The sequence below is a fragment of the Bradyrhizobium sp. LjRoot220 genome, from assembly GCF_964252915.1.
Classification (GTDB): Bacteria; Pseudomonadota; Alphaproteobacteria; order Rhizobiales; family Xanthobacteraceae; genus Bradyrhizobium.
The window spans coordinates 395228-418290 of the sequence record NZ_CAXUPS020000005.1; the positions used below are offsets into that span (position 1 = coordinate 395228).

Here is a 23063-nt window from a genome sequence, read left to right on the forward strand (position 1 = left end):
GTACTGCCTGCCACGATGGCTGTAGGTGCAGCCGTGGTCGCTCGCGCGTGCTCTGGAATACTGGATCGCCCGGTCAAGCCGGGCGATGACACCGAGGCTAATGCGCCTCGTCCCAATTATTCGCCGCGCGCGCATCGACCTGCAGCGGCACCGAGAGCAGCACCGCCGGGAACGGCGCGTCCTGCATCACGTGCTGCACCACCGGCAGCGTCGCGGCGACTTCCTGCTCGGGCACTTCGAAGATCAGTTCGTCGTGGACCTGCAGCAGCATCTGCGCCGACAGTTTCTTCTCGGCCAGCGCATCCTCCATCCGGATCATGGCGCGGCGGATGATGTCGGCAGCCGAGCCTTGCAGGCGGGCGTTGATCGCGGCGCGCTCGTTGAAGGAACGGACCGAGGCGTTGCTCGCCTTGATATCGGGGTAGTGGCACTTGCGGCCGAACAGCGTCTCGACATAGCCGTTGCTGCGGCAGAAATCCCGCGTCTCGTCCATGTAGGCGCGGATGCCCGGGAAACGCTCGAAGTACCTCTTGATGTAGGCGGAGGCTTCCTCGCGGGCGATGCCGAGCTGGTTGGCGAGGCCGAACGCCGAGATGCCGTAGATGATGCCGAAATTGATCGCTTTCGCGCGGCGGCGGATTTCGCTCGGCATGCCCTTGATCGGCACGCCGAACATTTCGGAGGCCGTCATGGCGTGAATGTCGAGCCCGTCGCGGAACGCCTGCTTCAGCACCGGGATGTCGGCGATCTCGGCCAGCAGCCGCAGCTCGATCTGCGAGTAGTCCGCCGACACCAGTTTGTGGCCGGGAGTGGCAATGAAGGCGCGGCGGATCTTGCGGCCGTCCTCGGTGCGCACCGGAATGTTCTGCAGGTTCGGCTCGTTCGACGACAGCCGCCCGGTGGTGGTCGCGGCCAGCGCGTAAGTGGTGTGAACCCGATGGGTTTGCGGATGCACATATTCCGGCAGCGCGTCGGTATAGGTCGATTTCAGTTTCGAGACCTGCCGCCATTCCAGAATCTTCTTCGGAAATTCGTGACCCTGTTCGGCGAGCTCGTCGAGCACCTGCGCCGAGGTCGACCAGGCGCCGGTCTTGGTCTTGCTGCCGCCGGTGATACCCATCTTGCCGAAGATGATATCGCCGATCTGCTTGGGGCTGCCGACGTTGATCGGCTCGCCCGCGATCTCCTGCAGCTCGGCTTCGACCCTGGCTGCGGTCTGGGCGAATTCGCCCGACAAACGCGACAACACCTGGCGGTCGATCGAAATGCCGCGCCGCTCCATCCGCGCCAGCACCGAGATCAGCGGCCGTTCCAGCGTCTCATAGACCGCGGTCATGCGGTCGGCGACGAGGCGCGGCTTGAGCACGCGCCACAGCCGCAAGATCACATCGGCGCTCTCGGCCGCATATTCGGCCGCCTTGTCGATTGCGACCTGATCGAAGGTGAGCTTGTTCTTGCCGCTGCCGGTCAGGCCGGCATAAGCGATCACGGCATGGCCGAGCCAGCGCTCGGCGAGCCCTTCGAGCCCATGGGCGTTGCGGCCGGCATCCAGCGCATAGGACATCAATTGCGCATCGTCATGGTTGCGCAGCGTGATGCCGTGCTGGGCCAGCATCACGGCGTTGAACTTGATGTTGAAGCCGATCTTGAGAATGCCGGCCGATTCCAGCAGCGGCTTCAAGGCGGCAAGCGCATCGCTCGCCTTGATCTGGTTCGGCGCGAGGCCGGCGTCGAACAGGCCGGCACCGCCGCCGGACTGCTTGTGGCCGAGCGGGACATAGCAGGCATCATTGGGCGCCAGCGCCAGCGCAATGCCGGAGATTTCCGCCTGCATCGGATCGATCGAGTCGGACATCGCCTCGATGGCGAAATGGCCGACATCGTGCACCCGCGCGAGCCAGGCCTGGAGCTGATCGAGGCTGCCGATGCTCTGATACGTCTTGCGGTCGAACGGGATCTTTCGGATCGCCGCCTCGCGCGCGTTCGCGAGCGAGATCGGGGTGCCCTTCAGGCTTGAAGCCTTGTCTTGCCGGTCACCCGTCGGCTTGGCCGGTGCGCCGGCTTTTCCACCGGCGCCTCTCTCCGCGAACAGGTCGCCACTCGGGCCGCCCAGTTCGTCTACCTTTTCGGCAAGCGGGAAGACCCCAAAAGTGCTGGCTCCGCTTTTGTTGCCGGCGTCCGCCTCCACATCGGACGGATCGATCTGCGAATAATCGGCGACCCGGCGGGTGAGGGTGGAGAACTCCATCGCCTTGAGGAATGCGATCAGCTTGCGCGCATCGGGTTCGTGCACCGCGAGCTCGTCGAGCGGCACCTCGAGCTCGACCTTGTCGTCGAGCAGCACCAGCTGCCGCGAAATCCGCGCCTTCTCGGCGTTCTCGATCAGCGCTTCGCGCCGCTTCGGCTGCTTGATCTCGCCGGCGCGGAGCAGCAACGTTTCCAGATCGCCATATTCGACGATCAGTTGCGCCGCGGTCTTGACGCCGATGCCGGGCACGCCGGGCACGTTGTCGGTCGAATCCCCCGCGAGCGCCTGTACCTCGACCACCTTCTCCGGCGGCACGCCGAATTTCTCGATCACCTCGGGTATTCCGATGCGCCGGTCCTTCATGGTGTCGTACATGGTGACGCAGTCGGTCACCAGCTGCATCAAGTCCTTGTCCGACGACACGATCGTCGCGGTGGCGCCGCGCTCGCAGGCTAGCCGCACATAGGTCGCAATCAGATCGTCGGCCTCGAAGCCCACCTGTTCCAGGCAGGGCAGGTCGAAGGCGCGCACCGCCTCGCGGATCAGCGCGAATTGCGGGATCAGATCGTCCGGCGCGGGTGGCCGATGCGCCTTGTAATCGGGGTAGAGCTTGTTGCGGAACGTGATCTCGGACTTGTCGAAGATAATCGCCAGATGGGTCGGTCGGTTATCTTCCGGCATGTCGCGGAGCAGCTTCCACAGCATGTTGCAGAAGCCGAGCACGGCATTGACCTGCAGCCCGTCGGATTTGCGGTTCAGCGGCGGCAGCGCGTGATAGGCGCGGAATATGTAGGAGGAACCGTCGACCAGAAACACATGGTCGCCCTTGCCCGGAACCTTGGCGGGCGCCTTGGTTTCGGCCTTGGTCTCAGGCTTGGTCTCAGACTTGGCGGGGGATTTCGAGGGGGCGGATTTGGCGGCTTTGGGGGCTGTTTTCGGCATGGCCGAAACTTAGGGATTTTTGCGCGGTTTTGACAGCCTCGGCGGGCGATTTTTGGTGGTGCTCCACTGCAATACTTGGTGTCGTCACCCGCGCAGGCGGGTGACCCAGTATTCCAGAGACGTCAGTGATTAATCGAGAAGCCGCGGCGTACTGGGTTGCCCGGTCAAGCCGGGCAACGACGGGAAACCTACTCCGCGGCCTGCAATACCGGGGCGGGCTTTTTCGGCGCGATCCAGAACGCGGCGGGGCGTTCGAACAGGAAGTTGGCACGCAGCGCCAATGCCAGCCGCCAGATCACCAGTGCGCCGACGAGGCCTGCCACGGTCACGATCAGCGACACCGTGCCGATATCAAAAAGCCCGCTGCGCAGCAGCACGGTCCTTGTCGTGGCCATCGGCAGGAAGAAGGCGAGGTAGATGACGATCGAATGCTCGCCGCAATAGCGCAGGAAATTGAGCCACTGTACCCGCGCCAGCAGCGTGCCCATGACGATGATGGCGCCGGCGCCGGCAAACCCCAGCGCGAGCGAGATCAGCGGCCATTCGCTGAAGCCGGTTATGACCAGGCCGCCATTGACCAGCGCCCACAGCGCCAGGCCCATGAGCGCGAAGGAAGGGCGCACCCGGGCGCGATCCGACAGCGCGAAAACGTAAGCTGCCAGCCAGTAGCCCGCGTAGAAATAGACGAAGCGTCCGCAGAATTCGTCGATCACGGTCCAGCCGGTCGCGACATGCGCCATTTCAAGCAGCGCGCCCCCGGCAAAGATCGCGAGCTGCGGCGCGCCCCGTGTCAGTTTTGTGACGAGGAAGAAGATCGGCAGCAGATAGATGAACCACAGCGTGCCGAACGGCTCGATGAAGGATTGCAGATAGAGATAGCCGACATGGGCCCAATTCGACCCGGCGGCGAAGGACGGCGCCTTGAAGCCGAACTGGATCGTTACCCACAGCACATAGAAATAGGCGAAATGCACGACCTTTCGGTCGAGGTAAGTACGCCAGTCGCGGTCGATCACGACGGCCAGGAACAGGCCTGAAATCAGGAAGAAATCCGGCATCCGGAACGGTTTTGCGAACATGACCAGCCAATGCATGAAGCCGGTCTGGCCCGCGGCGGCTTCGACCCCCAACACCGAATGCATCATCACGACCATGACGATGCAGATGCCCTTGGCGTAGTCCACCCAATCGATACGCGACGTCGCCGACCCCGCGCGTGGCATGGGACGTTCGGCAACTGCGGATGTGCTGTTTGGTGTCATGGCTGTCCTGTTTCGACACGCTGGAGCCGCATCATCGGCCCGATCTGTTGCTTTCTCCTTTATTCATACAAATGACATGCCGGTTTCTTGCCGGTTTCTGCCGGTTTCTCGGCGATTTCTTTGCCGGCTTTCGGCGTTTTCCGGTTTCCTCTTTGCCACCAAATGCTTTAAGAGGCGGGCAGAATCCGAACGACCGTTAACCATCAAAAACAGGCTGTTTCATGCGCATTGCCATGATTGGCACGGGCTATGTGGGGCTGGTTTCCGGCGCCTGCTTTGCCGATTTCGGCCACCAGGTTACCTGCGTGGACAAGGACGCCGACAAGATCGCGGCGCTGCTGCGCGGCGAAATCCCGATTTTCGAACCCGGGCTCGACGCGCTGGTGGCCTCCAATGTGAAGGCAAAACGGCTCGACTTCACCACCGACCTGACCGGGCCGGTTGCGGACGCCGACGCGGTGTTCATCGCGGTCGGCACGCCGTCGCGGCGCGGCGATGGTCACGCGGATTTGAGCTATGTGCACGCCGCGGCCCGCGAGATCGCCGCCGTACTCAAGGGCTTTACGGTGGTGGTCACCAAATCGACGGTGCCGGTCGGCACTGGCGACGAGGTCGAGCGATTGATCCGCGAGGTCAACCCGTCGGCCGATGTGGTGGTGGCGTCCAATCCGGAGTTTCTGCGCGAGGGCGCTGCGATCCGCGACTTCAAATTCCCCGACCGCATCGTGGTCGGCACCTCGGACGAGCGCGGGCGCAAGGTGCTCGGCGATGTCTACCGGCCGTTGTCGCTCAACCAGGCGCCGCTGATGTTCACGGCACGGCGCACCGCGGAGCTGATCAAATACGCCGCCAATGCGTTTCTCGCCACCAAGATCACCTTCATCAACGAGATCGCGGATCTCTCGGAAAAGGTCGGCGCCGACGTACAGGAAGTCGCGCGCGGCATCGGGCTCGACAACCGCATCGGCGCGAAGTTTTTGCATGCCGGCCCCGGTTTCGGCGGCTCGTGCTTTCCGAAGGATACCCGCGCGCTGGTCAAGATCGCGCTCGATCATGACGTGCAACTGCGCATCGTCGAGGCCGTGCTCGGCGTCAACGACAATCGCAAACGCGCGATGGCGCGCAAGGTATCGAACGCGGCCGGCGGCAACCTGCGTGGCAAGACGGTGGCCGTGCTCGGCCTCACCTTCAAGCCCGACACTGACGACATGCGCGAGGCGCCCTCGCTGCCGCTGATCACCGGGCTGCTCGACATGGGCGCCAAGGTGCGGGCGCACGATCCGGTCGGCATCGAACAGGCGCGCAAGGAATTGCCCGATATCGAGTATTGCGAAGACCCTTATGATTGCCTGCGCGGCGCGGACGCCATGGTGATCGTGACCGAATGGGTGCAGTACCGCACCCTCGATCTGGAGCGCGTGAAAAGCGAGATGGCCCAGCCGGTGGTGGTGGATCTGCGCAACATCTATCGCCGCGAGGATATGGAAGCCCACGGCTTCACCTACGACAGCGTGGGACGGGGATCAGAGACTGGCGTTTGATGACTGTCATACCCCGCGCAGGCGGGGTATCCAGTACTCCCGGTCTTTGTAATCGGTGATATCTGCGTTTACTGGATCGCCCGCTTTCGCGGGCGATGACGGATCAGAGAATTGCCCCGCAGCTTCGACACGCCCCTGCCAATCGACGCCGTGCTCGACGAGTTGGCGCGCACGCTGATGGGTAACAACGCCGCGGTGCTGGTGGCCCCTCCGGGCGCGGGCAAGACCACGCGGGTGCCGCTGGCGCTCTTGGATGCTCCCTGGCTCAAGGGCAAGAAAATCATCATGCTGGAGCCGCGGCGGATCGCGGCGCGCGCCAGCGCGGAGCGGATGGCGCGAACGCTCGGCGAGCGCGCCGGCGAGACCGTCGGCTATCGCGTTCGCTTCGGCTCGAAGATATCGCGCGCGACCCGCATCGAGGTCGTCACCGAGGGCATTTTCTCGCGGCAGATTCTCGACGATCCCGAACTGAACGGCGTCGCCGCGGTGCTGTTCGATGAATTCCACGAACGCTCGCTCGATGCCGATCTGGGGCTGGCGCTGGCGCGCGATGCGCAGACCGGCCTGCGCGAAGATCTGCGCATTCTCGTGATGTCGGCGACGCTCGACGGCGCGCGGGTCGGCAAGCTCCTGGGCGATGCGCCGGTGGTCGCCAGCGAAGGCCGCGCCTTTCCGGTGGAGACGCGCTATCTCGGCCGCAAGCCCGATGCGCCGCTGGAGCGGCAGATGGCGGACGCGATCGCGGCCGCGCTGCGCGCCGATCCCGGTTCGGTGCTGGCGTTCCTGCCGGGCGCCGCCGAAATCCGCCGCACGCAGAATTTTCTCGTCGAGCGCGTCCATGATGCCAGCATCGAGATCGTGCCGCTGTTCGGCGCGCTCGATGCCGCCGTGCAGGACCGCGCCATCGCGCCCGCGCCCAAGGGACAGCGCAAGGTGGTGCTGGCGACCTCGATTGCGGAGACATCGCTGACCATCGAGGGCGTGCGGATCGTGGTGGATTCCGGCATGGCGCGGGTGCCGCGCTATGAGCCGGATATCGGCCTGACCCGGCTGGAAACCGTGCGCGCCTCGCGCGCCGCCGTCGACCAGCGCCGCGGCCGCGCCGGCCGCACCGAGCCCGGCGTCTGTTACCGGCTGTGGGACGAGCCGCAGACCGCCTCGCTCGCCGCCTACACGCAACCCGAAATTCTCTCGGCTGACCTGTCCTCGCTGGTGCTCGACCTTGCGCAATGGGGCGTGCGCGATCCCGCAACCCTGGCATTCCTCGATCCGCCGCCGGCGCCCGCGCTGAAGGAGGCCAACAGTCTCCTGAGCGAACTCGGCGCGCTCGATGGCGACGGCCGGATCACCGCGGAAGGCAAGAGCCTGCGCGCGCTGGCGCTGCCACCGCGGCTGGCGCGCATGATCGTGGACTCGCATCGCGCGGGCGCGGGCGAGCAAGCCGCCGAAATCGCCGCTGTTCTGACCGAGCGCGGGCTCGGCGGTGACAGCGTCGATCTCGATCACCGGCTGGATCAGTTTCGCCGCGACCGTTCGCCACGCGCCGCCAGCGCCCGCAGCCTGGCGCAGCGCTGGGCCTCGCAGGTCGCCGCCGATGCGCCATCCCCTCAGCCGGCGGAAGGCGATCTGAGCACAGGCGTCATGCTGGCGTTTGCCTTCCCCGATCGGGTCGCGCGCAACCGCGGCAACGGCAGTTTTGTGCTCGCCAATGGCCGGGGTGCGGCCGTGGACCAGACCTCGTCGCTGGCGCGTGCGCCCTATATCGCGGTCGCCGAACTCACCGGCACCGCCGCGCAGGGGCGCATTCTTTTGGCGGCGCCGATCAGACAGGAAGAGATCGAGTTACGTTTCGCCGATCAGATCGAAAACACCGAAGAAATTTCGTTCGATCGCGGTGCGATGGCATTGCGCGCGCGGCGCAAGCGCAGCCTGCACGCGATCACGCTGTCGGAAGCGCCAATGGCGCTGCAGCCCTCGGCGGAGACCGCGAAAATCTTCGCCGCCGGATTGATCGCGGCCGGGCTCGACAAATTGCCGTGGTCGAAATCCCTGAAGCAATGGCGCGACCGCGTCATGTTCCTGCGCAAGGCGGAAGGCGAGAACTGGCCTGATCTGTCCGACGACGCGCTCGCCGCTGCATCCGACACCTGGCTCGTGCCGGTTCTCTACGACAAGACTTCGCTGAAGGACATGTCACCCGGCGATCTCTCGGACGCGCTGATGTCGCTATTGCCGTGGGATTTGCGGGCACGGCTGGAGCGCGAGGCGCCGACCCATTTCGAGGCGCCGACCGGCACCATGCTGGCGATCGACTACGAGGCCGAGCAGGGGCCCACGATCGCGGTGCGGCTGCAGGAATTGTTCGGGCTCAACACCCACCCTTCGATCGCCAAGGGCGCGGTGCCGCTGGTGCTGGAACTGCTGTCGCCGGCGCAGCGGCCGGTGCAGGTGACGCGCGATCTGCCCGGATTCTGGCGCGGCTCTTATGCGGCCGTGCGTTCCGATCTCCGCGGCCGCTATCCCCGTCATCCCTGGCCGGAAGACCCGGCCAATGCGCTGCCGACGCGGCGGGTGAAACCGCGCGGGACGTGAACGGGCGCGATTGCGCAGCAGCGTTAACGCTTCACTCATCCTTTTCGCCAAAATGGCAGCCTCGGCCGGCGTTGTTAGTCGCGCCTTGGCTGGCGCCGTGGTGTTATCGGCAGTCTGGCCAAATCTAGCGTATTGAATGTGGCGTCATGCGTAACCTGATGATCTTTGCCGCCGTCCTGGTTGCCCTCGGCAGCTTCATGGCCCAGATGGCGGATAAATTTGCGCCGACGCTGGCCTCCGCCAATGCCAAGCCACAGAAAGCCGAAACGGCGACGGTCGCGCAGGCAGGCTCCCGCAGCATCAGCATTCCCAGAGACGCGCGCGGCCATTTCCAGGCCGACGGCCGGATCGATGGTCAGCGTATCGACTTCATGGTCGACACCGGCGCTTCGCTGGTGGCGCTGAACGAGAAGTCGGCGGCGCGGTTCGGCCTGCGTCCCGCGCGCGGCGACTACAATGCGACCGTCTCCACCGCCAACGGCACCATCAAGGCGGCGCGGTCGCGGATCGCCATGATCGATCTCGGCGGAATCGTGGTGCGCGACGTCGACGCCATGGTATTGCCCGACGAAGCCCTGTCGGAAAACCTGCTCGGCCTGTCGTTCCTGTCGAAGCTGAAGCGCTTCGAATACGCCAACGGCCGACTGGTGCTGGAGCAATAAAGCGTTTTCGCAATCAGAGCTGACGCTCTAGGCAGTTCTGCCTCCAAATCCGCCGCAATTAATCGCCAAAAGCCGCTAATCCCGCCTTCCGCCGCGCTTGCGCTTTCGCTAAGCCTGCGGCGTTGCCCTTCTGTATCTCACGAGGCCATGTCAGATGTTTCCGAAGCCGAAATCCGTACTGGTTCCGAATACCTATGCCTATGAATCCGAGCCGATGGTGAAGGCGACGGGCTTTCGCGAATATGACGCGCGCTGGCTGTTCGGCAAGGAAATCAACCTGATGGGCATTCAGGCGCTGGGCATGGGGCTCGGCGCGCTGATCGCGGAACGCGGCGTCAAGCAGGAGATCGTTACCGGGCACGATTTTCGCGGCTATTCGGCCTCGATCAAATATGCGCTGATCTCGGGCCTGATGGCGGCGGGCTGCAAGGTGCACGACATCGGCCTTGCGGTGACGCCGATGGCCTATTTCGCGCAGTTCGAGCTCGACGTGCCCTGCGTCGCCATGGTCACCGCGTCGCATAACGACAATGGCTGGACCGGCGTCAAGATGGGCGCCAACCGGCCGATGACCTTCGGCCCCGACGAGATGACGCGGTTGAAGGAAATCGTGCTCAACGCCGATTTCAAGAACAAGGCCGGCGGCTCCTATCAATTCCACGAGAATTTTCCGGCGCGCTACATTGCCGACCTCACGCAGCGCCCGAAGCTGAAGCGCAAGCTGAAGGTCGTGGTCGCCTGCGGCAACGGCACCGCGGGCGCGTTCGCGCCGCAGGTGATGGAAGCGATCGGCTGCGAGGTGATCCCGCTCGATACCGAGCTCGATCACACCTTTCCAAAGTACAATCCGAATCCCGAAGACATGGAGATGCTGCACGCGATCCGCGACGAAGTGCTGAAGCACAAGGCCGATGTGGGCTTGGGCTTCGACGGCGACGGCGACCGTTGCGGCGTCGTCGACAACACCGGCGAGGAGATCTTCGCCGACAAGGTCGGCGTGATGCTGGCGCGGGACATGTCGGCGATCCACAAGGATGCGCTGTTCGTGGTCGACGTGAAATCGACCGGGCTTTTCGTCACCGATCCGGTGCTGCAGAAGCAGGGCGCCAAAACGCAGTATTGGAAGACCGGGCATTCCTACATGAAGCGCCGCACCAACGAGTCAGGCGCGCTGGCGGGCTTCGAAAAATCCGGGCACTTCTTCTTCAACAAGCCGTTCGGCCGCGGCTATGACGACGGCCTGGTCTCGGCAATCGCGATCTGCGAGATGCTCGATCGCGCCACCGGAAAATCGATGGCGGATCTGAAAGACGCGCTGCCGAAGACCTGGTCATCGCCGACGATGTCGCCGCATTGCGCCGACGAGACCAAATACGGCGTGGTCGACGCCGTGGTGAAGCATTTCGAGACGTTGCAGAACAACGGCGAAAAGGTTGCCGGCCAAAAGATCCGCGATCTCGTCACCGTCAACGGCGTGCGGGTCACCGTCGAAGACGGCAGCTGGGGCCTGGTGCGGGCGTCCTCCAACAAGCCGGAACTGGTCGTGGTGGTCGAGAGCCCGGTCGCCGAGCAGCGGATGCACGACATGTTCGAGGCGATGAATGTGGTGCTGCGCACCCATCCCGAAGTCGGCGAATACAATCAGAAGATTTGAGGGTTTTTACCTCGCCCCGCCCACCGCCGCCATCCCCGCGAAGGCGGGGATCCAGTACGCCGCGGCTTCTCGGCTTAATCGCTGCCTTCTCTGGAATACTGGATCGCCCGCCTTCGCGGGCGACGACACCGGAAGGTATTCGGGAATCGCCTTACGCCGCCGGCACCGGCAGTGCGGTTACCGACTTGATCTTTTCCATCGCAAAGCGCGAGGTGACATTCTTCAGCGGCACGGCGCTGATCAGCTTCTTGTAGAACACGTCATAGCTCGCCATGTCGGCGACCACGACGCGCAGCATGTAATCGACGTCGCCCGCCATCCGGTAAAACTCCATCACCTCGGGCATGGCGCTGACAGCGCTGGCGAAGGTCTTCAGCCAGGCCTCGGAATGGTCGGAGCTTTCGACCGAGACGAACACGGAAATGCCGAGCCCGATCTTGTTCTGGTCGACCAGGGCGACCCGGCGCAGGATCACCCCGTCGGCTTCGAGCCGCTGGATCCGCTTCCAGCACGGCGTCGAGGACAGCCCGACCCGGTCGCCGATCTCGGCCACCGACAGCGAGGCGTCCTCCTGCAGCACCGTCAGGATTTTGCGGTCGATGGCATCGAGGCGGCGGTTGGCTTCGTGAATCTGGATTGCAGCGTCGGTCATGAGAAGAATGTTCCATAGATGAGGCTCTCATTCCTCATATATAGAAAAATCTTCTATATCAAGCCCATTTATTGACCGGTCGAGGTTGACCCAGCACCCTGGCCTTGGTTCAAAAGCTCTTCAACTTCAGTACGTTGCGGGGCGGCAAAGGCGCCGCCAAAGCGGGTGCATTTCAGCGCGGCGGCCGCCGAGGCGAACCGCAGCGCCTCCCGCAATTCCTGTCCCTCGGTGATCGCGAGCGCAAAGGCGCCATGGAACACGTCGCCGGCGCCCAAGGTGTCGACGGTGTGGACCGGGAACGCCGGCGTCTCCTGGATGCCCTGATTTTCGTCGAGCCAGATCGTGCCGCGTGCCCCGCGGGTTCCGGCCAGGAACGACTTGGTCAGTTTGGCGATTTTCGTCAGCGCCTGGGCGTCGTCGGTAACCCCGGCGGTCTCCTGCAACGGCTCGCTGGAGAATACCAGATGCGACGACGCGTTGAGCAGCCCCTCCCGCAGGGACATCGCACGGTCGACATCGACGATCACGGGGATGCCGCGCCTTTGCGCCTCGGCACAGAGATCGGTGCAGAATTCCGCGCAACGGCTCTCGGTGAGAATGGCGGCACAATCGTCCAGCAGCGTGTCGAAGTCGGGCAATTTCACATGCCACAGCTCTGGGTCGCGGAAGGTCACGATGGTGCGTTCGCCGGAAGGATCGATCATCACCGCCGAGATCGGCGTCACCAGGCCGGGCATGTGGATGAGATGTTTCGTCTCGATGCCCTCATGCGCCATCTGATCGAAGATGAAGCGACTCGATGTTTCCTTGGCATCGCCCATCGGCCCGCAGATCGAGGCGCGGCCACCGAGCCGAACGATGCCGATCGCGCCGTTGAGCGCGTTGCCGCCGCAGATTTCGTCGAATGCGGTGGCGTTCTCCTTGGAGCCGCGCCCAGGAACACCTGGCGTATGAAAGGTCAGATCGCGCACCGGCATGCCGATGCACAGAACGCGCGGCGGGAGTTTCGGTGCCTTGTCGTGAAAGTTCATCCCGGAATCCGTCATGCCGGTTCCGCCATCTGGAACCCAGAAGAGCAACGAGGTCGGGGATCAATGTCTTGGTCCATCGGAGGGTTCCCCCTATGCGCCGGTATCGTTGGCCCCATGCACCCACCGTCCGATCAAATGGTGAGCGATCGCGAACGGATGTGCGGCAAACATGCCGTCGGGATGTGTCCGGCTGTGCATCAGGGTCACTTCGTCGCGAGTGAACCAGCGTGCATCTTCCAGTTCGGCCTTGTCGACCACGATTTCGTCCGAGGTTGCGCGCGCGGCGCATCCAATCATCAGCGACGAAGGGTAGGGCCACGGCTGCGTCATGTAATAGGTCACGTCGGTGCAGTGAATCCCGGATTCCTCGAAAATCTCGCGCCGGACCGCGTCCTCGATGGTTTCGGCGACCTCGACGAATCCCGCCAGGCACGACCACATCCCTGGCAAAAACTGCTTCTGCCGTCCCAGCAGACATCTGTCACCATGAGTGACCAGCATGATCACGACCGGATCGGTGCGCGGAAAATGTTCGGCCTTGCAACTCGGGCACTCGCGCTTCCAGCCGCCCTCCTTCATCGCGGTGCGGGTGCCGCAATTGGCGCAATAGCCGTGGCGCTGATGCCAGCTCACCATCGATTTCGCCATCGCGATCGCCGAGAGCTGTTCGGTCGGCACCGCGCCCTGCATCACCATGCCGCGCAATTCAGTGACCGCGACGTCGTCGCGCGTCAGCAGCTTTTCCACCGCATTTGCCGCAATGCCCATGCCGAAGACAGGCGCGCCGTCGCGCAGGCCGAGGAAGATCGTGCCGGGATTGGCGCCGAGTTTCACCGCTTCATCGACGCTGAGCAGGACGCGCGAGCCGCCGGCCTCCTGCCGCACCAGCAGCGAGTCGCGGTAGATCACATAGGCGCGGGCGTCGGGGTGGCTTTCCAGCGCGAACAGTTTTTCGTCATTGCTGCGCAGATGCGCGGCGCGGTCGAGCACATGGGTAACGAAAGCCGGCTTGCCGAGCGGAAACGAATCGAATGCGGACATGAATTCAACCTAGCCAAATCTTGCGGCGGAGCGCGCTGATGAAATTCTGGACTTCTTCGGCGTCATGCGCCAGTGGCGGCATCACGCCCCAGACCGGCCGCGGCCAGGCGGCGTCGCTGGTGCGGCGCGCGATGACGTGAACATGCAGTTGCGGCACCAGATTACCCAATGCCGCGATATTGAGCTTGTCGCATTTGGTGATCTCTTTCAGGGCGCGGGCGACGCGCGAGACTTCCGTCATCAATTGCGCCTGCGCTACCTCGTCGAGGTCGATGATCTCAACCGCGCCTTCGCGGCGCGGCACCAGCAGCAGCCACGGGTAATGTGCGTCCTTGATGACCAGCACCCGGCACAGCGGCAGGTCGCCGATGTCGATGGTGTCTTTCTTGAGCTGGGAGTGCAGCGACCAGTCGGATGCGGACATTTAGAGTTCCCGAATGCCCGGTACGTGTGGGGCTCATAAGCGCCTTTCTTTGGGGCACCGGTCTAACCTCTTATCAAGCTGTCATCATCCGCGAAAGCGGATGATCCAGTACGCCGCGGCCTCTCGGCTCATCGATAGGCCGGAGTTTACTGGATACCCCGCTTTCGCGGGGTATGACAGCCGACACCCCGCTTGCTTTCCGGCCCTTTTGGCCCCAAATAAGGACCGGGAGATTGGCGGTGGACGAGCCACTCGCCAACCGGGTCAGGTCCGGAAGGAAGCAGCCCTAACGAGGTCCGGATCGGGTCGCTCGTCAGTCTCCTACCGGTTTTTCGAGCGAATCGCGCTGAAAGCGGCGAGGCCCGCCCTTGGCGCTTGATACGCGCGTATTCCGCAAAAGTGGGGACCGGTTTTGCGATCAGAATACGCGCAAAACAATCCGCCGTTCCGCAAGCCGGCCTTGAGAGACAATCAATTGCGGATCGACCGATGAGTGACGCTGGCGCCCCCCAAGAAAAGCCTGATCAAGCCAAATCAGACAGCGCCGACCAGGGCGGCTTTGCCCTCGGTGGCGCACCTGAGGCCGGCAAGCCCTACCGGGTGCTGGCGCGCAAATACCGCCCCTCCAGTTTCGAGGACCTGATCGGCCAGGAGGCCATGGTCCGCACCGTTTCGAATGCGTTCGAAACCGGGCGAATCCCGCAGGCCTGGATCCTGACCGGCGTGCGCGGGGTCGGCAAAACCACCACGGCGCGGATCCTTGCCCGCGCGCTGAATTACGAAATGGCTGACGGCTCGGTGAAGGGGCCGGCGATCCAGATGCCCACGCTCGGCGTGCATTGCCAGGCGATCATGGAAAGCCGCCACATGGACGTGCTGGAAATGGACGCCGCCTCGCATACCGGCGTCGACGACGTCCGCCAGATCAATGACAGCGTGCGCTATGCACCGGCGAGTGCCCGCTACAAGGTCTACATCATCGACGAAGTCCACATGCTGTCGACGGCGGCCTTCAACGCGTTCCTGAAGACGCTGGAGGAACCGCCGGAGCACGCCAAATTCGTGTTCGCGACCACCGAAATCCGCAAGGTTCCGGTGACGGTGCTGTCGCGCTGCCAGCGTTTTGACCTCCGCCGGGTCGAGGCCGACGTGCTGATGGGGCATCTGTCCAATATCGCAACCAAGGAAGGCGTCGAGGTCGAGCCCGAAGCGCTTGGCATCATCGCCCGCGCCGCAGAAGGCTCGGTGCGCGATTCGCTGTCGCTGTTCGACCAGGCGATCGCGCATGCCGCCGGCACCGTGCGCGCGGACGCGGTACGGCAGATGCTCGGGCTCGCCGATCGCACCCGCGTCATCGATCTCTTTGAATCGCTGGCACGCGGCGATATCGCCAGCGCCTTCAAGGAATTCCGCGAGCAGTATGACGTCGGCGCCGATCCGGTCGTGGTGCTGTCGGATCTGGCCGAATTCGTCAATTTCGTCACCCGCGTGAAGGCCGTGCCGGCCACCGCCGACAACGTCGCCTATGGCGAGACCGAGCGCGTGCGCGCCCGTGATTTTGCGGCAAAGCTTTCGATGCGGGTGCTGTCGCGGATGTGGCAGATGCTGCTGAAAGGCATCGCCGAAGTGCAGACCGCGACGCGGCCGGCGGCCGCCGGCGAAATGGTGCTGGTGCGCATCGCCTATGTCGCCGACATGCCGACGCCGGACGAAGCGATCCGGATGATCGAGCAGAACGGCGGCGGATCGCCGGTCGTTTCGGGCAACGGCGCGCCGTCGCGCGCCGCGCCCGCTTCGACCGTTTCGTCGATGCAGTCCGCGCCGATGCGTGGGCCCACGGCGCAGCGCTCCGGCGCCGAGGCGTCCGCGCGCCCGCAAATGGCCTCGCCGGCGCCGGAGGCGCAGTCCGCGCCGGCGTTGCGAATCACCAGCTTTACGCAGCTGGTCGCGCTGGCCGGCGAGAAGCGCGATCTGCTGATCAAGGCGGCACTCGAAGCCGACATGCGGCTCGTGCGCCTGGAGGACGGGCGGCTGGAAGTCGCACTCGAACGCCACGCGGCGCGGGCGCTGGTCAGCGATCTCTCCCGCAAGCTGGAACAATGGACCGGCAGGCGCTGGACCGTGATCGTTTCCAACGAGGCCGGCCAGCCGACGCTGCGTTCGCAGAACGAGCATGCCAGGAACGAACATGCGCGGGCCGCGGAGGCCGATCCGCGCGTGCAGGAGGTGCTGGCGCGGTTTCCCGGCGCCAAGGTCGTCGAGGTGCGCAAGCTTGCCGCCGAGCCGCCGGATACCGATGTAATGGGTGAAGACCCGACCGAGCGTTCGGACAGGGACGACGATTGATCGATATTTTGTGAGGACGCACCCAAGGAAACTCAAATGGCTGATTTTCTCGGCATGATGAAGCAGGCGGCGCAGCTGCAATCGAAGATGCAGGAGATGCAGGAAGAACTCGGCAATGTCGAAGTCGAGGGCATCTCCGGCGGCGGCATGGTTGCCGTGCGGATGACCGCGAAGATGGAAGTGAAGGCGGTCAAGATCGATCCGTCGCTGATGAAGGCGGAAGACCGCGAAATCCTCGAAGACCTGCTGGTGACCGCGCATAACGACGCGCGACGCAAGGCGGAAACCGCGATGCAGGAAAAGATGCAGGCGCTGACCGGCGGGCTCGGCTTGCCGCCAGGCCTTGGTCTAACCTAAGAAGCCTTGGTCTAACCTAAGAAGGCTTGGTCTCACCTGAAATGGCTACCGCGGTTGCCGGCCCCGAAATCGAACGTCTGATCCAGCTGTTGGCGCGGCTGCCGGGGCTTGGGCCGCGTTCGGCGCGGCGCGCGGCGCTGCATCTGATCAAGAAGCGCGAAGCGCTGATGACGCCGCTTGCCGGCGCGCTGCAGGTGGCGATCGAAAAGATCCAGGTCTGCAAGACCTGCGGCAATATCGATACGCAAAATCCCTGCACGGTATGCACCGACCCGCGGCGCGATCCCACCACCATCGTCGTGGTCGCCGACGTCGCGGATTTGTGGGCGCTGGAACGGGCCAATGCGACCAACGGCCGCTATCACGTGCTGGGCGCCACGCTGTCGCCGCTCGACGGCGTCGGCCCGCAGGACCTCACCATCGACGCGCTGGTGGCGCGGGCGCATGACCAGCAGGTCAGCGAGATTATCCTGGCGCTGAATGCAACGGTGGATGGCCAGACCACGGCGCATTACATCACCGATTTGTTGCAGGAAGCCAACGTCAAGGTCACGCGGCTGGCCCACGGCGTGCCGGTCGGCGGCGAGCTTGATTATCTCGATGAAGGTACGCTATCCGCAGCGATGCGGCAGCGAACGCTGTTCTAACCAACATAAACGGAACTGATCGACATGACGAAACCACGATTCGGCAAGCGCCTTTGTATTGCGGCCATCATGGCGGCGGCTTTGGCCGCGCCTTCCGCACGGGCGCAGCAGGCCGAGCCTGCGCCGAAGCCGGGCAAGCCGATCAATGCCGGCGACGTCCTGTCGGGGGAACTCAACGCCATGAAGGTTCGTGGCGGCAAGAACGGCAAGCGCGTCGCCACCTATCAGCTCACCAGCGAGCCGCGCCGGCTGCCGCCGCCGAACGGGCTGTGCAACCTGGAGACCGGCCCCGAAACGTTCCAGCTGATCACCGCGAACGACGCGCAAGCCGCGCAGCTGAAGAACTTCATCGGCAAGGAAATCTCGGTGAAAGTCGATGAAATCGCCTGCGCGCAGGATGCCGGGCAGATGAGCGAAGCCGTGATCACCAAATGGAGCGTCGTGACCAAGCATTGAGTTGTCGCCGCCGTTCGTCACAAACACCACTGTCATCGCCCGGCTTGACCGGGCGACCCAGTACTCCGCGGCTCCTCGATTCAATAATCGGCGTCTCTGGAATGCTGGGTCACCCGGCCAAGCCGGCTGACGACGGCGGAGCCTAAACCTTCGCCGGCCCCAGTTTATCGAAATGCCCGCGTTGCTGCAGCCACACCAGCAGGATCAGGCTCGGCACCGCGACCGCAACGGAAGTCACGAAGAACAGCGGCCAGCCGGTTTTTTCCGCCACAAAGCCTGCGCCGGAAGACAGATAGATGCGGCCGACTGACGCCAGCGCGGTGAGCAGCGCGTATTGCGTGGCGGTGTGCAACGGATTCCTGCACAGCGCAGAGAGATAGGCGACGAAGATCACCGTGCCGATCGCGCCGGTGAACGCTTCCACCGAGACGGCGACGGTCAGCGCCCATTGCTGCGGCCCGACCAGCGCCAGCCAGGTGAAGGTGAGATTGGACACCGCCTGCAGCAGGCCGCCGATCCACAGGCAGGTCACCAGCGAGTAGCCGCGCGCGAGGAAGCCGCCGGCAAAACCGCCGATCAGGGTCGCGGCCAGGCCGACGCCTTTGACGATGATGGCATAGTCGTTGCGCGTAAAGCCGATGTCGATGATGAACGGTACCGTCATCGCACCGGCGAAGGCGTCGGTGAATTTGAACAGCATCACGAACACCAGCACGACGATGGCATAGCGCTGGGTCAGGAACTCGCTGAAAGAGCCCATCGCGGCCTCGGCGATGCGGCCGACCGAAGGCTTTCCGCCTGCTGCGGCGTCAGCAATGCGGGACTGCTCCGGCTCCCGCGCGCACAGCACCGTGACGATGCCAATCAGCACCAGCGCCGCCATGACAGCGAAACTCGCCATCCAGGCATCGAGCCGTGACAGCCCGGCATACTCGAAGCCCGTGACGAGAAACAGCGCTCCGGCCGTGGACGCCACCATGCCGACGCGATAGGCCGCCACATAGGACGCCATGCCTGCGGCCTGTTCGTTCTCCGCGAGGCTTTCGACCCTGTAAGCATCGACCACGATGTCCTGCGTTGCCGAGGCCGTGGCGACCAGCAGGGCGCCGAGCGCCACGTAGAACGGCGAGCGCGCGGGATCGGTCAGCGCCAGTCCGAGGATCGCGGCCATCAGCAGCAGTTGGGTGAAGACCAGCCAGCCGCGCCGCCGCCCGAGCCAGCGCGTTAGCAGCGGAATGTTAAGTCCATCCACCAGTGGCGCCCACAGGAACTTGAGCGTGTAGGGCGTGCCCACCAAGGTGAACAGGCCGATGGTGCCGAGGCTGACGCCGTTCTCGCTGACCCACACCAGCAGCGTCGATCCCGACAACGCCAGCGGCAGCCCGGACGAAAAGCCGAGCATCATCACGATCAGCACGCGCGGCTGCAGATACACCGTCCATGCGTCGTGCCAGGAGGCGCGGGGTGATGCTGCAGATTGCGCTGGCGTAGAGGGGGCTTCAGGTGCGTTCATGGGCAGGTGTTAGCAGATTCGGAGGCCAAAAATGATACTGTCATCGCCCGGTCAAGCCACCCACCGGGCTGTCATCGTCCGCGAAGGCGGACGATCCAGTACTCCGCGAAGCCTAAGTTCGCTAACTGTTTCCTCGTGCTACTGGATACCCCGCCTTCGCGGGGTATGACGGAGAATTGGAAATAGCGAAGACACTCAAACGCCGGCTATGCTGGGGTACATATCATCCCAATTGGGATTGAGCTCTTCTATCTGATTTTCCAGGCGCGATTCCATTTCTTCAGTAGCTTCTCGCGCTTGATCGCATTTTCAGCGTCATCGAATTGCTCGAAATAGACCAGTTTGTCGACATCGTACTTCTTCGTGAATCCTTTGACCGACTTCAGGCGATGCTCGGCAACGCGACGAATCAGGTCGTTGGTGACGCCGATGTAAAGCGTCCCGCCGATCCGGCTGGCGAGGATATAGACGTAGAAGCTGCGGGTACCCATCTGCGGCCTCTGGAATACTGGGCGGATTCGCCCGGTCAAGCCGGGCGATGACACCGTTTCTGTAGCGGCTATTCCCCAGCCTGCATCTTCCGCTGCAATGGAAACAGTTCCGGTGCCCCCGCCTTGACGATCCGCGGGACCTCGGCCGGGGTTTCGGTCTTGCTGAAATCCAGATCCTCGATCCTTCCTGCACGCTTTTCGATCTTGTCGGCGGAAATCAGGATTTGCCGGACGTCCTCGTTTACATCGCCAAAATGCTTCTGCAGTTTTAGCACGCGGTCGCGCAGGCGGCCGAGATCGTCGCCCAGATTCATCACCTCGGTGCGGATCTGGTCGGCGGCGTCGCGCATCCGTGCGTCTTTGAGGATCTGCTGCATGACCTGGATCGCCAGCATCAGCAGCGACGGCGACACCAGCACGACGCGGGCGCGGTAGGCCTTCTGGATCACGTCGTCGAAGCCGTCGTGTATCTCCGCATAGACCGATTCTGACGGCACGAACATCAGCGCGGTGTCCTGGGTTTCGCCGGCGATCAAGTATTTCTCGGCGATGTCGTTGACATGCTTCATCACGTCGGCGCGCAGCCGCTGGGTGGCGTATTTCTTTTCCTCGTCGGTGCGGGCGTCGTGCAGCGCGGTCATCGCTTCCAGCGGAAATTTCGCATCGATGCAGAGCGGGCGCTGATCGGGGAGGAACACCACGCAATCCGGCCGCTTGCCGGTCGAGAGCGTGTGCTGGAATTCGTAGGAACCCATCGGCATGCCGTCCTGGACGATGGCTTCCATCCGCGCCTGGCCGAACGCGCCGCGCGACTGCTTGTTGGCGAGCACGTCGCGCAACGTGGTGACTTGCGAGGTCAGGTCAGTGAGATTTTTATGCGCATTGTCGATAATGCCGAGCCGCTCATGCAGCGCCCGCAAACTGTCCATGGTGTTGCGCGTGGTCGCTTCCATCGACTGGCCGACCCGGTGGGTCACCGAATCCAGCCGCTCGTTGACGGCGCGGGCCATCTCGGCCTGGCGGCCGGCCAGCGCCTGTCCCATCGCATCGACCCGGCCGGTGGATTCGCTCTGGGCGCGAAGCATTTCGCTCAGGCGCTCTTCGAGCTCATCGGCCCGGATCGCCTGCGCCATGGCGAGTTCCGCGCCGCGACGGCCCGACCGGGCAATCACGATGGCAATGGTGAGCAGCAGCACCAGCGCCAGCACGCCAAGGCCGATCAGGGCGTCGACGACACGAATCGGCAGGTCGCCGATGACAAAAAGAATCTCGTTCATGGGCTGCTTGTAGCCGATTCGCTTGATAACGCGAACGAAGAGGGAACATTTATGGTAAATGGAAGCTTAATTTTCGTGGTTAACGCGGCCTTAAAAATCATGGTTAAGGCCGCCTTAACCGGTTCCGCCGCGCATTGACCGCAGCAAATCAGCAGCTTAAATCGCCCCATCATGGCCATCCGAGAAATCATCATCCTGCCGGACAAGCAGTTGCGGCTCGTCTCCAAACCCGTCGAAAAGGTGACGGCGGAGATCCGCAAGCTCGCCGACGACATGTTCGAGACCATGTACGACGCGCCCGGCATTGGGCTGGCCGCGATCCAGGTCGCGCAGCCGCTGCGGCTGATCACCATGGACCTCGCCAAGAAGACCGAGGACGGCGAGACCAGGCCGCAGCCGCGCGTCTTCATCAACCCGGAGATCGTCTCCTCGTCCGAGGAACTTTCGGTCTACGAGGAAGGCTGTCTCTCGATCCCCGAATATTACGAGGCGGTGGAGCGGCCGGCCCAGGTGCGCGTGCGCTATACCGATCTCGACGGCAAGGTGCACGAGGAAGACGCCGACGGCCTGTTCGCCACCTGCATCCAGCACGAGATCGACCACCTCAACGGCGTGCTGTTCGTGGATTACTTGTCCAAGCTGAAGCGCGACCGCGTGATGAAGAAGTTCACCAAGGCCGCGAAGCGCGCGGCGGAGTAGGCTAGGCTCGCCGTCACCCTGAGGTGCGAAGGCGCCTCTTGGCGCCGCAGCCTCGAAGGGCGACGGCAGCCGCAAGCGACATTCTTTCTTTCCTGCGCATCCTTCGAGGCTCGCAAGGGCTCGCACCTTCGGCGATAATGGCGAAGCCATTACGCTGAGATGACGCTCGTTACCTAGATGCCGAGTTAGGAAAACGCTGCCGACATGCCTCTTCGCTTGATCTTCATGGGCACGCCCGATTTCGCGGTGCCGACGCTGCTGGAACTCGTGGCTCACGGCCATGAGATCGCGGCGGTCTACACCCGCGCGCCAAAACCGGCCGGACGCGGCATGAAGTTGCAGGTCACGCCGGTCGAGCAGGAAGCGCGGCGGCTCGGCATACCCGTGTTGACGCCGAGCACCTTGAAGACGCCGGAAGCGCTCGAGACGTTTCGCGCGCACAATGCGGATGCCGCCGTGGTCGTCGCCTATGGCATGATCCTGCCGCAGGCGATTTTGGATGCGCCGCCGCTTGGCTGTTTCAACCTGCACGGCTCGCTGCTGCCGCGCTGGCGCGGCGCCGCGCCGATCAACCGTGCCATCATGGCAGGTGACGCCGAGTCGGGCGTGATGGTGATGAAGATGGATGTCGGCCTCGATACCGGCGACGTCGCGATGGCCGAGCGCCTCACCATATCGGACACCATGACCGCAGCCGATCTGCACGACGCGCTGGCTCCCCTGGGCGCCGACCTGATGGTGCGCGCGATGGGCGGGCTGGAACGCGGCGGGCTTCAATTGCGCAAGCAAAGCGAACAGGGCGTCACTTACGCCGCCAAGATCGAGAAGGCCGAGGCGCGGATCGACTGGAACCGGCCGGCGCGTGAGGTGCTGCGGCACATTCATGGGCTGTCGCCGTTTCCCGGCGCTTGGTGCGAGGCCGATCTCGACGGCGAGGCCGCGCGCCTGAAAATCCTGCGCTGTGAGCCGGCCGAGGGTACGGGTGCGCCGGGCGAGGCGCTCGACGACCAGCTCACGATTGCCTGCGGCGACGGCGCGATCAAAATTCTGGAACTGCAGCGCGCCGGCAAGGCGCCGATGAAATCAGCGGATTTTTTGCGCGGCACGCCGTTGAAGCCGCCGGCGCGGCTTTCGTGACTGTCATACCCCGCGCAGGCGGGGTATCCAGTACGCCGTGCTGCTTGAGATTAAACCGAACTGCCGCGGAGTACTGGATCATCCGCCTTCG

The 23063-nt window shown here is 63.8% G+C and carries 18 protein-coding genes, 1 other RNA gene and 1 pseudogene; 11 read left to right on the top strand and 9 right to left on the bottom strand.

Features of this window, described 5'->3' with window-relative positions:
- Window positions 1–97: 97 nt before the first annotated feature.
- Both polA and ACSQ84_RS23115 read right to left on the bottom strand, forming a co-directional pair.
- Window positions 98–3190, bottom strand: a complete 3093-nt coding sequence (gene polA, locus ACSQ84_RS23110; protein ID WP_436214004.1) for a DNA polymerase I — start codon at window positions 3188–3190, stop codon at window positions 98–100.
- Between the two features lie 188 nt (window positions 3191–3378).
- On the bottom strand, window positions 3379–4452 hold the full coding sequence (locus ACSQ84_RS23115) for an acyltransferase family protein (RefSeq protein WP_436214005.1): 1074 nt from the start codon (window positions 4450–4452) through the stop codon (window positions 3379–3381).
- 221 nt (window positions 4453–4673) lie between these two features.
- Here ACSQ84_RS23115 and ACSQ84_RS23120 point away from each other — a divergent pair, with 221 nt between their 5' ends.
- The 4 genes from ACSQ84_RS23120 (at window position 4674) to ACSQ84_RS23135 (ending at window position 10901) form a co-directional block, all read left to right on the top strand.
- Window positions 4674–5993 (top strand): UDP-glucose dehydrogenase family protein, encoded by a 1320-nt coding sequence (locus ACSQ84_RS23120; RefSeq protein ID WP_436214006.1) that lies wholly within the window; start codon window positions 4674–4676, stop codon window positions 5991–5993.
- 111 nt (window positions 5994–6104) lie between these two features.
- A complete protein-coding gene (gene hrpB, locus ACSQ84_RS23125; protein WP_436214007.1) occupies window positions 6105–8585 on the top strand; it encodes an ATP-dependent helicase HrpB in 2481 nt (826 codons plus the stop codon).
- Between the two features lie 146 nt (window positions 8586–8731).
- Window positions 8732–9247, top strand: coding sequence for a TIGR02281 family clan AA aspartic protease (locus tag ACSQ84_RS23130; protein ID WP_436214008.1), 516 nt, complete (start codon window positions 8732–8734; stop codon window positions 9245–9247).
- A 154-nt stretch (window positions 9248–9401) separates the two neighbouring features.
- Window positions 9402–10901 (top strand): phosphomannomutase/phosphoglucomutase, encoded by a 1500-nt coding sequence (locus ACSQ84_RS23135; protein WP_436214009.1) that lies wholly within the window; start codon window positions 9402–9404, stop codon window positions 10899–10901.
- A gap of 151 nt (window positions 10902–11052) precedes the next feature.
- On the opposite strand, the gene ACSQ84_RS23140 is transcribed toward ACSQ84_RS23135, so the two are convergent.
- The 4 genes from ACSQ84_RS23140 to ACSQ84_RS23155 all read right to left on the bottom strand — a co-directional run bounded on the left by ACSQ84_RS23140 (window position 11053) and on the right by ACSQ84_RS23155 (window position 14049).
- On the bottom strand, window positions 11053–11553 hold the full coding sequence (locus tag ACSQ84_RS23140; RefSeq protein ID WP_436214010.1) for an Lrp/AsnC family transcriptional regulator: 501 nt from the start codon (window positions 11551–11553) through the stop codon (window positions 11053–11055).
- A 68-nt stretch (window positions 11554–11621) separates the two neighbouring features.
- The gene (locus ACSQ84_RS23145) at window positions 11622–12584 is read right to left on the bottom strand and encodes a sugar kinase (protein ID WP_436214099.1); all 963 of its coding nucleotides are present in this window, start codon (window positions 12582–12584) and stop codon (window positions 11622–11624) included.
- A 90-nt stretch (window positions 12585–12674) separates the two neighbouring features.
- On the bottom strand, window positions 12675–13625 hold the full coding sequence (nudC, locus tag ACSQ84_RS23150; protein ID WP_436214011.1) for an NAD(+) diphosphatase: 951 nt from the start codon (window positions 13623–13625) through the stop codon (window positions 12675–12677).
- Window positions 13626–13629: 4 nt separating this feature from the next.
- Window positions 13630–14049, bottom strand: coding sequence for an HIT domain-containing protein (locus ACSQ84_RS23155; protein ID WP_436214012.1), 420 nt, complete (start codon window positions 14047–14049; stop codon window positions 13630–13632).
- Window positions 14050–14277: 228 nt separating this feature from the next.
- Between ACSQ84_RS23155 and ffs the strand changes: the two genes are divergently transcribed.
- From ffs to ACSQ84_RS23180, 5 genes are all read left to right on the top strand, one after another.
- Window positions 14278–14374, top strand: an RNA gene (gene ffs / locus ACSQ84_RS23160) — signal recognition particle sRNA small type.
- A 164-nt stretch (window positions 14375–14538) separates the two neighbouring features.
- Window positions 14539–16395 (top strand): DNA polymerase III subunit gamma/tau, encoded by a 1857-nt coding sequence (locus ACSQ84_RS23165; protein ID WP_436214013.1) that lies wholly within the window; start codon window positions 14539–14541, stop codon window positions 16393–16395.
- A gap of 36 nt (window positions 16396–16431) precedes the next feature.
- A complete protein-coding gene (locus ACSQ84_RS23170) occupies window positions 16432–16752 on the top strand; it encodes a YbaB/EbfC family nucleoid-associated protein (RefSeq protein WP_436214014.1) in 321 nt (106 codons plus the stop codon).
- Between the two features lie 41 nt (window positions 16753–16793).
- Window positions 16794–17399 carry a recombination mediator RecR gene (gene recR / locus ACSQ84_RS23175; RefSeq protein ID WP_212036467.1) on the top strand — a complete coding sequence of 202 codons (606 nt, stop codon included), beginning with the start codon at window positions 16794–16796 and terminating at the stop codon, window positions 17397–17399.
- Window positions 17400–17423: 24 nt separating this feature from the next.
- Complete coding sequence (locus ACSQ84_RS23180; protein ID WP_436214015.1) at window positions 17424–17855, top strand: hypothetical protein; 432 nt, start codon at window positions 17424–17426, stop codon at window positions 17853–17855.
- 142 nt (window positions 17856–17997) lie between these two features.
- On the opposite strand, the gene ACSQ84_RS23185 is transcribed toward ACSQ84_RS23180, so the two are convergent.
- The 3 genes and pseudogenes from ACSQ84_RS23185 to ACSQ84_RS23195 form a co-directional block, all read right to left on the bottom strand.
- Window positions 17998–19368, bottom strand: a complete 1371-nt coding sequence (locus tag ACSQ84_RS23185; protein WP_436214016.1) for an AmpG family muropeptide MFS transporter — start codon at window positions 19366–19368, stop codon at window positions 17998–18000.
- A gap of 195 nt (window positions 19369–19563) precedes the next feature.
- Window positions 19564–19859: pseudogene (locus ACSQ84_RS23190) on the bottom strand (GIY-YIG nuclease family protein).
- 68 nt (window positions 19860–19927) lie between these two features.
- Window positions 19928–21136, bottom strand: coding sequence for a DNA recombination protein RmuC (locus ACSQ84_RS23195; RefSeq protein ID WP_436214017.1), 1209 nt, complete (start codon window positions 21134–21136; stop codon window positions 19928–19930).
- A 171-nt stretch (window positions 21137–21307) separates the two neighbouring features.
- Here ACSQ84_RS23195 and def point away from each other — a divergent pair, with 171 nt between their 5' ends.
- Together def and fmt are read left to right on the top strand one after the other, a co-directional pair.
- Entirely contained in the window at window positions 21308–21835 is a 528-nt protein-coding gene (gene def, locus ACSQ84_RS23200) for a peptide deformylase (protein WP_436214018.1), read from the top strand.
- 204 nt (window positions 21836–22039) lie between these two features.
- Entirely contained in the window at window positions 22040–22972 is a 933-nt protein-coding gene (gene fmt / locus ACSQ84_RS23205; protein WP_436214019.1) for a methionyl-tRNA formyltransferase, read from the top strand.
- Window positions 22973–23063: the final 91 nt, after the last annotated feature.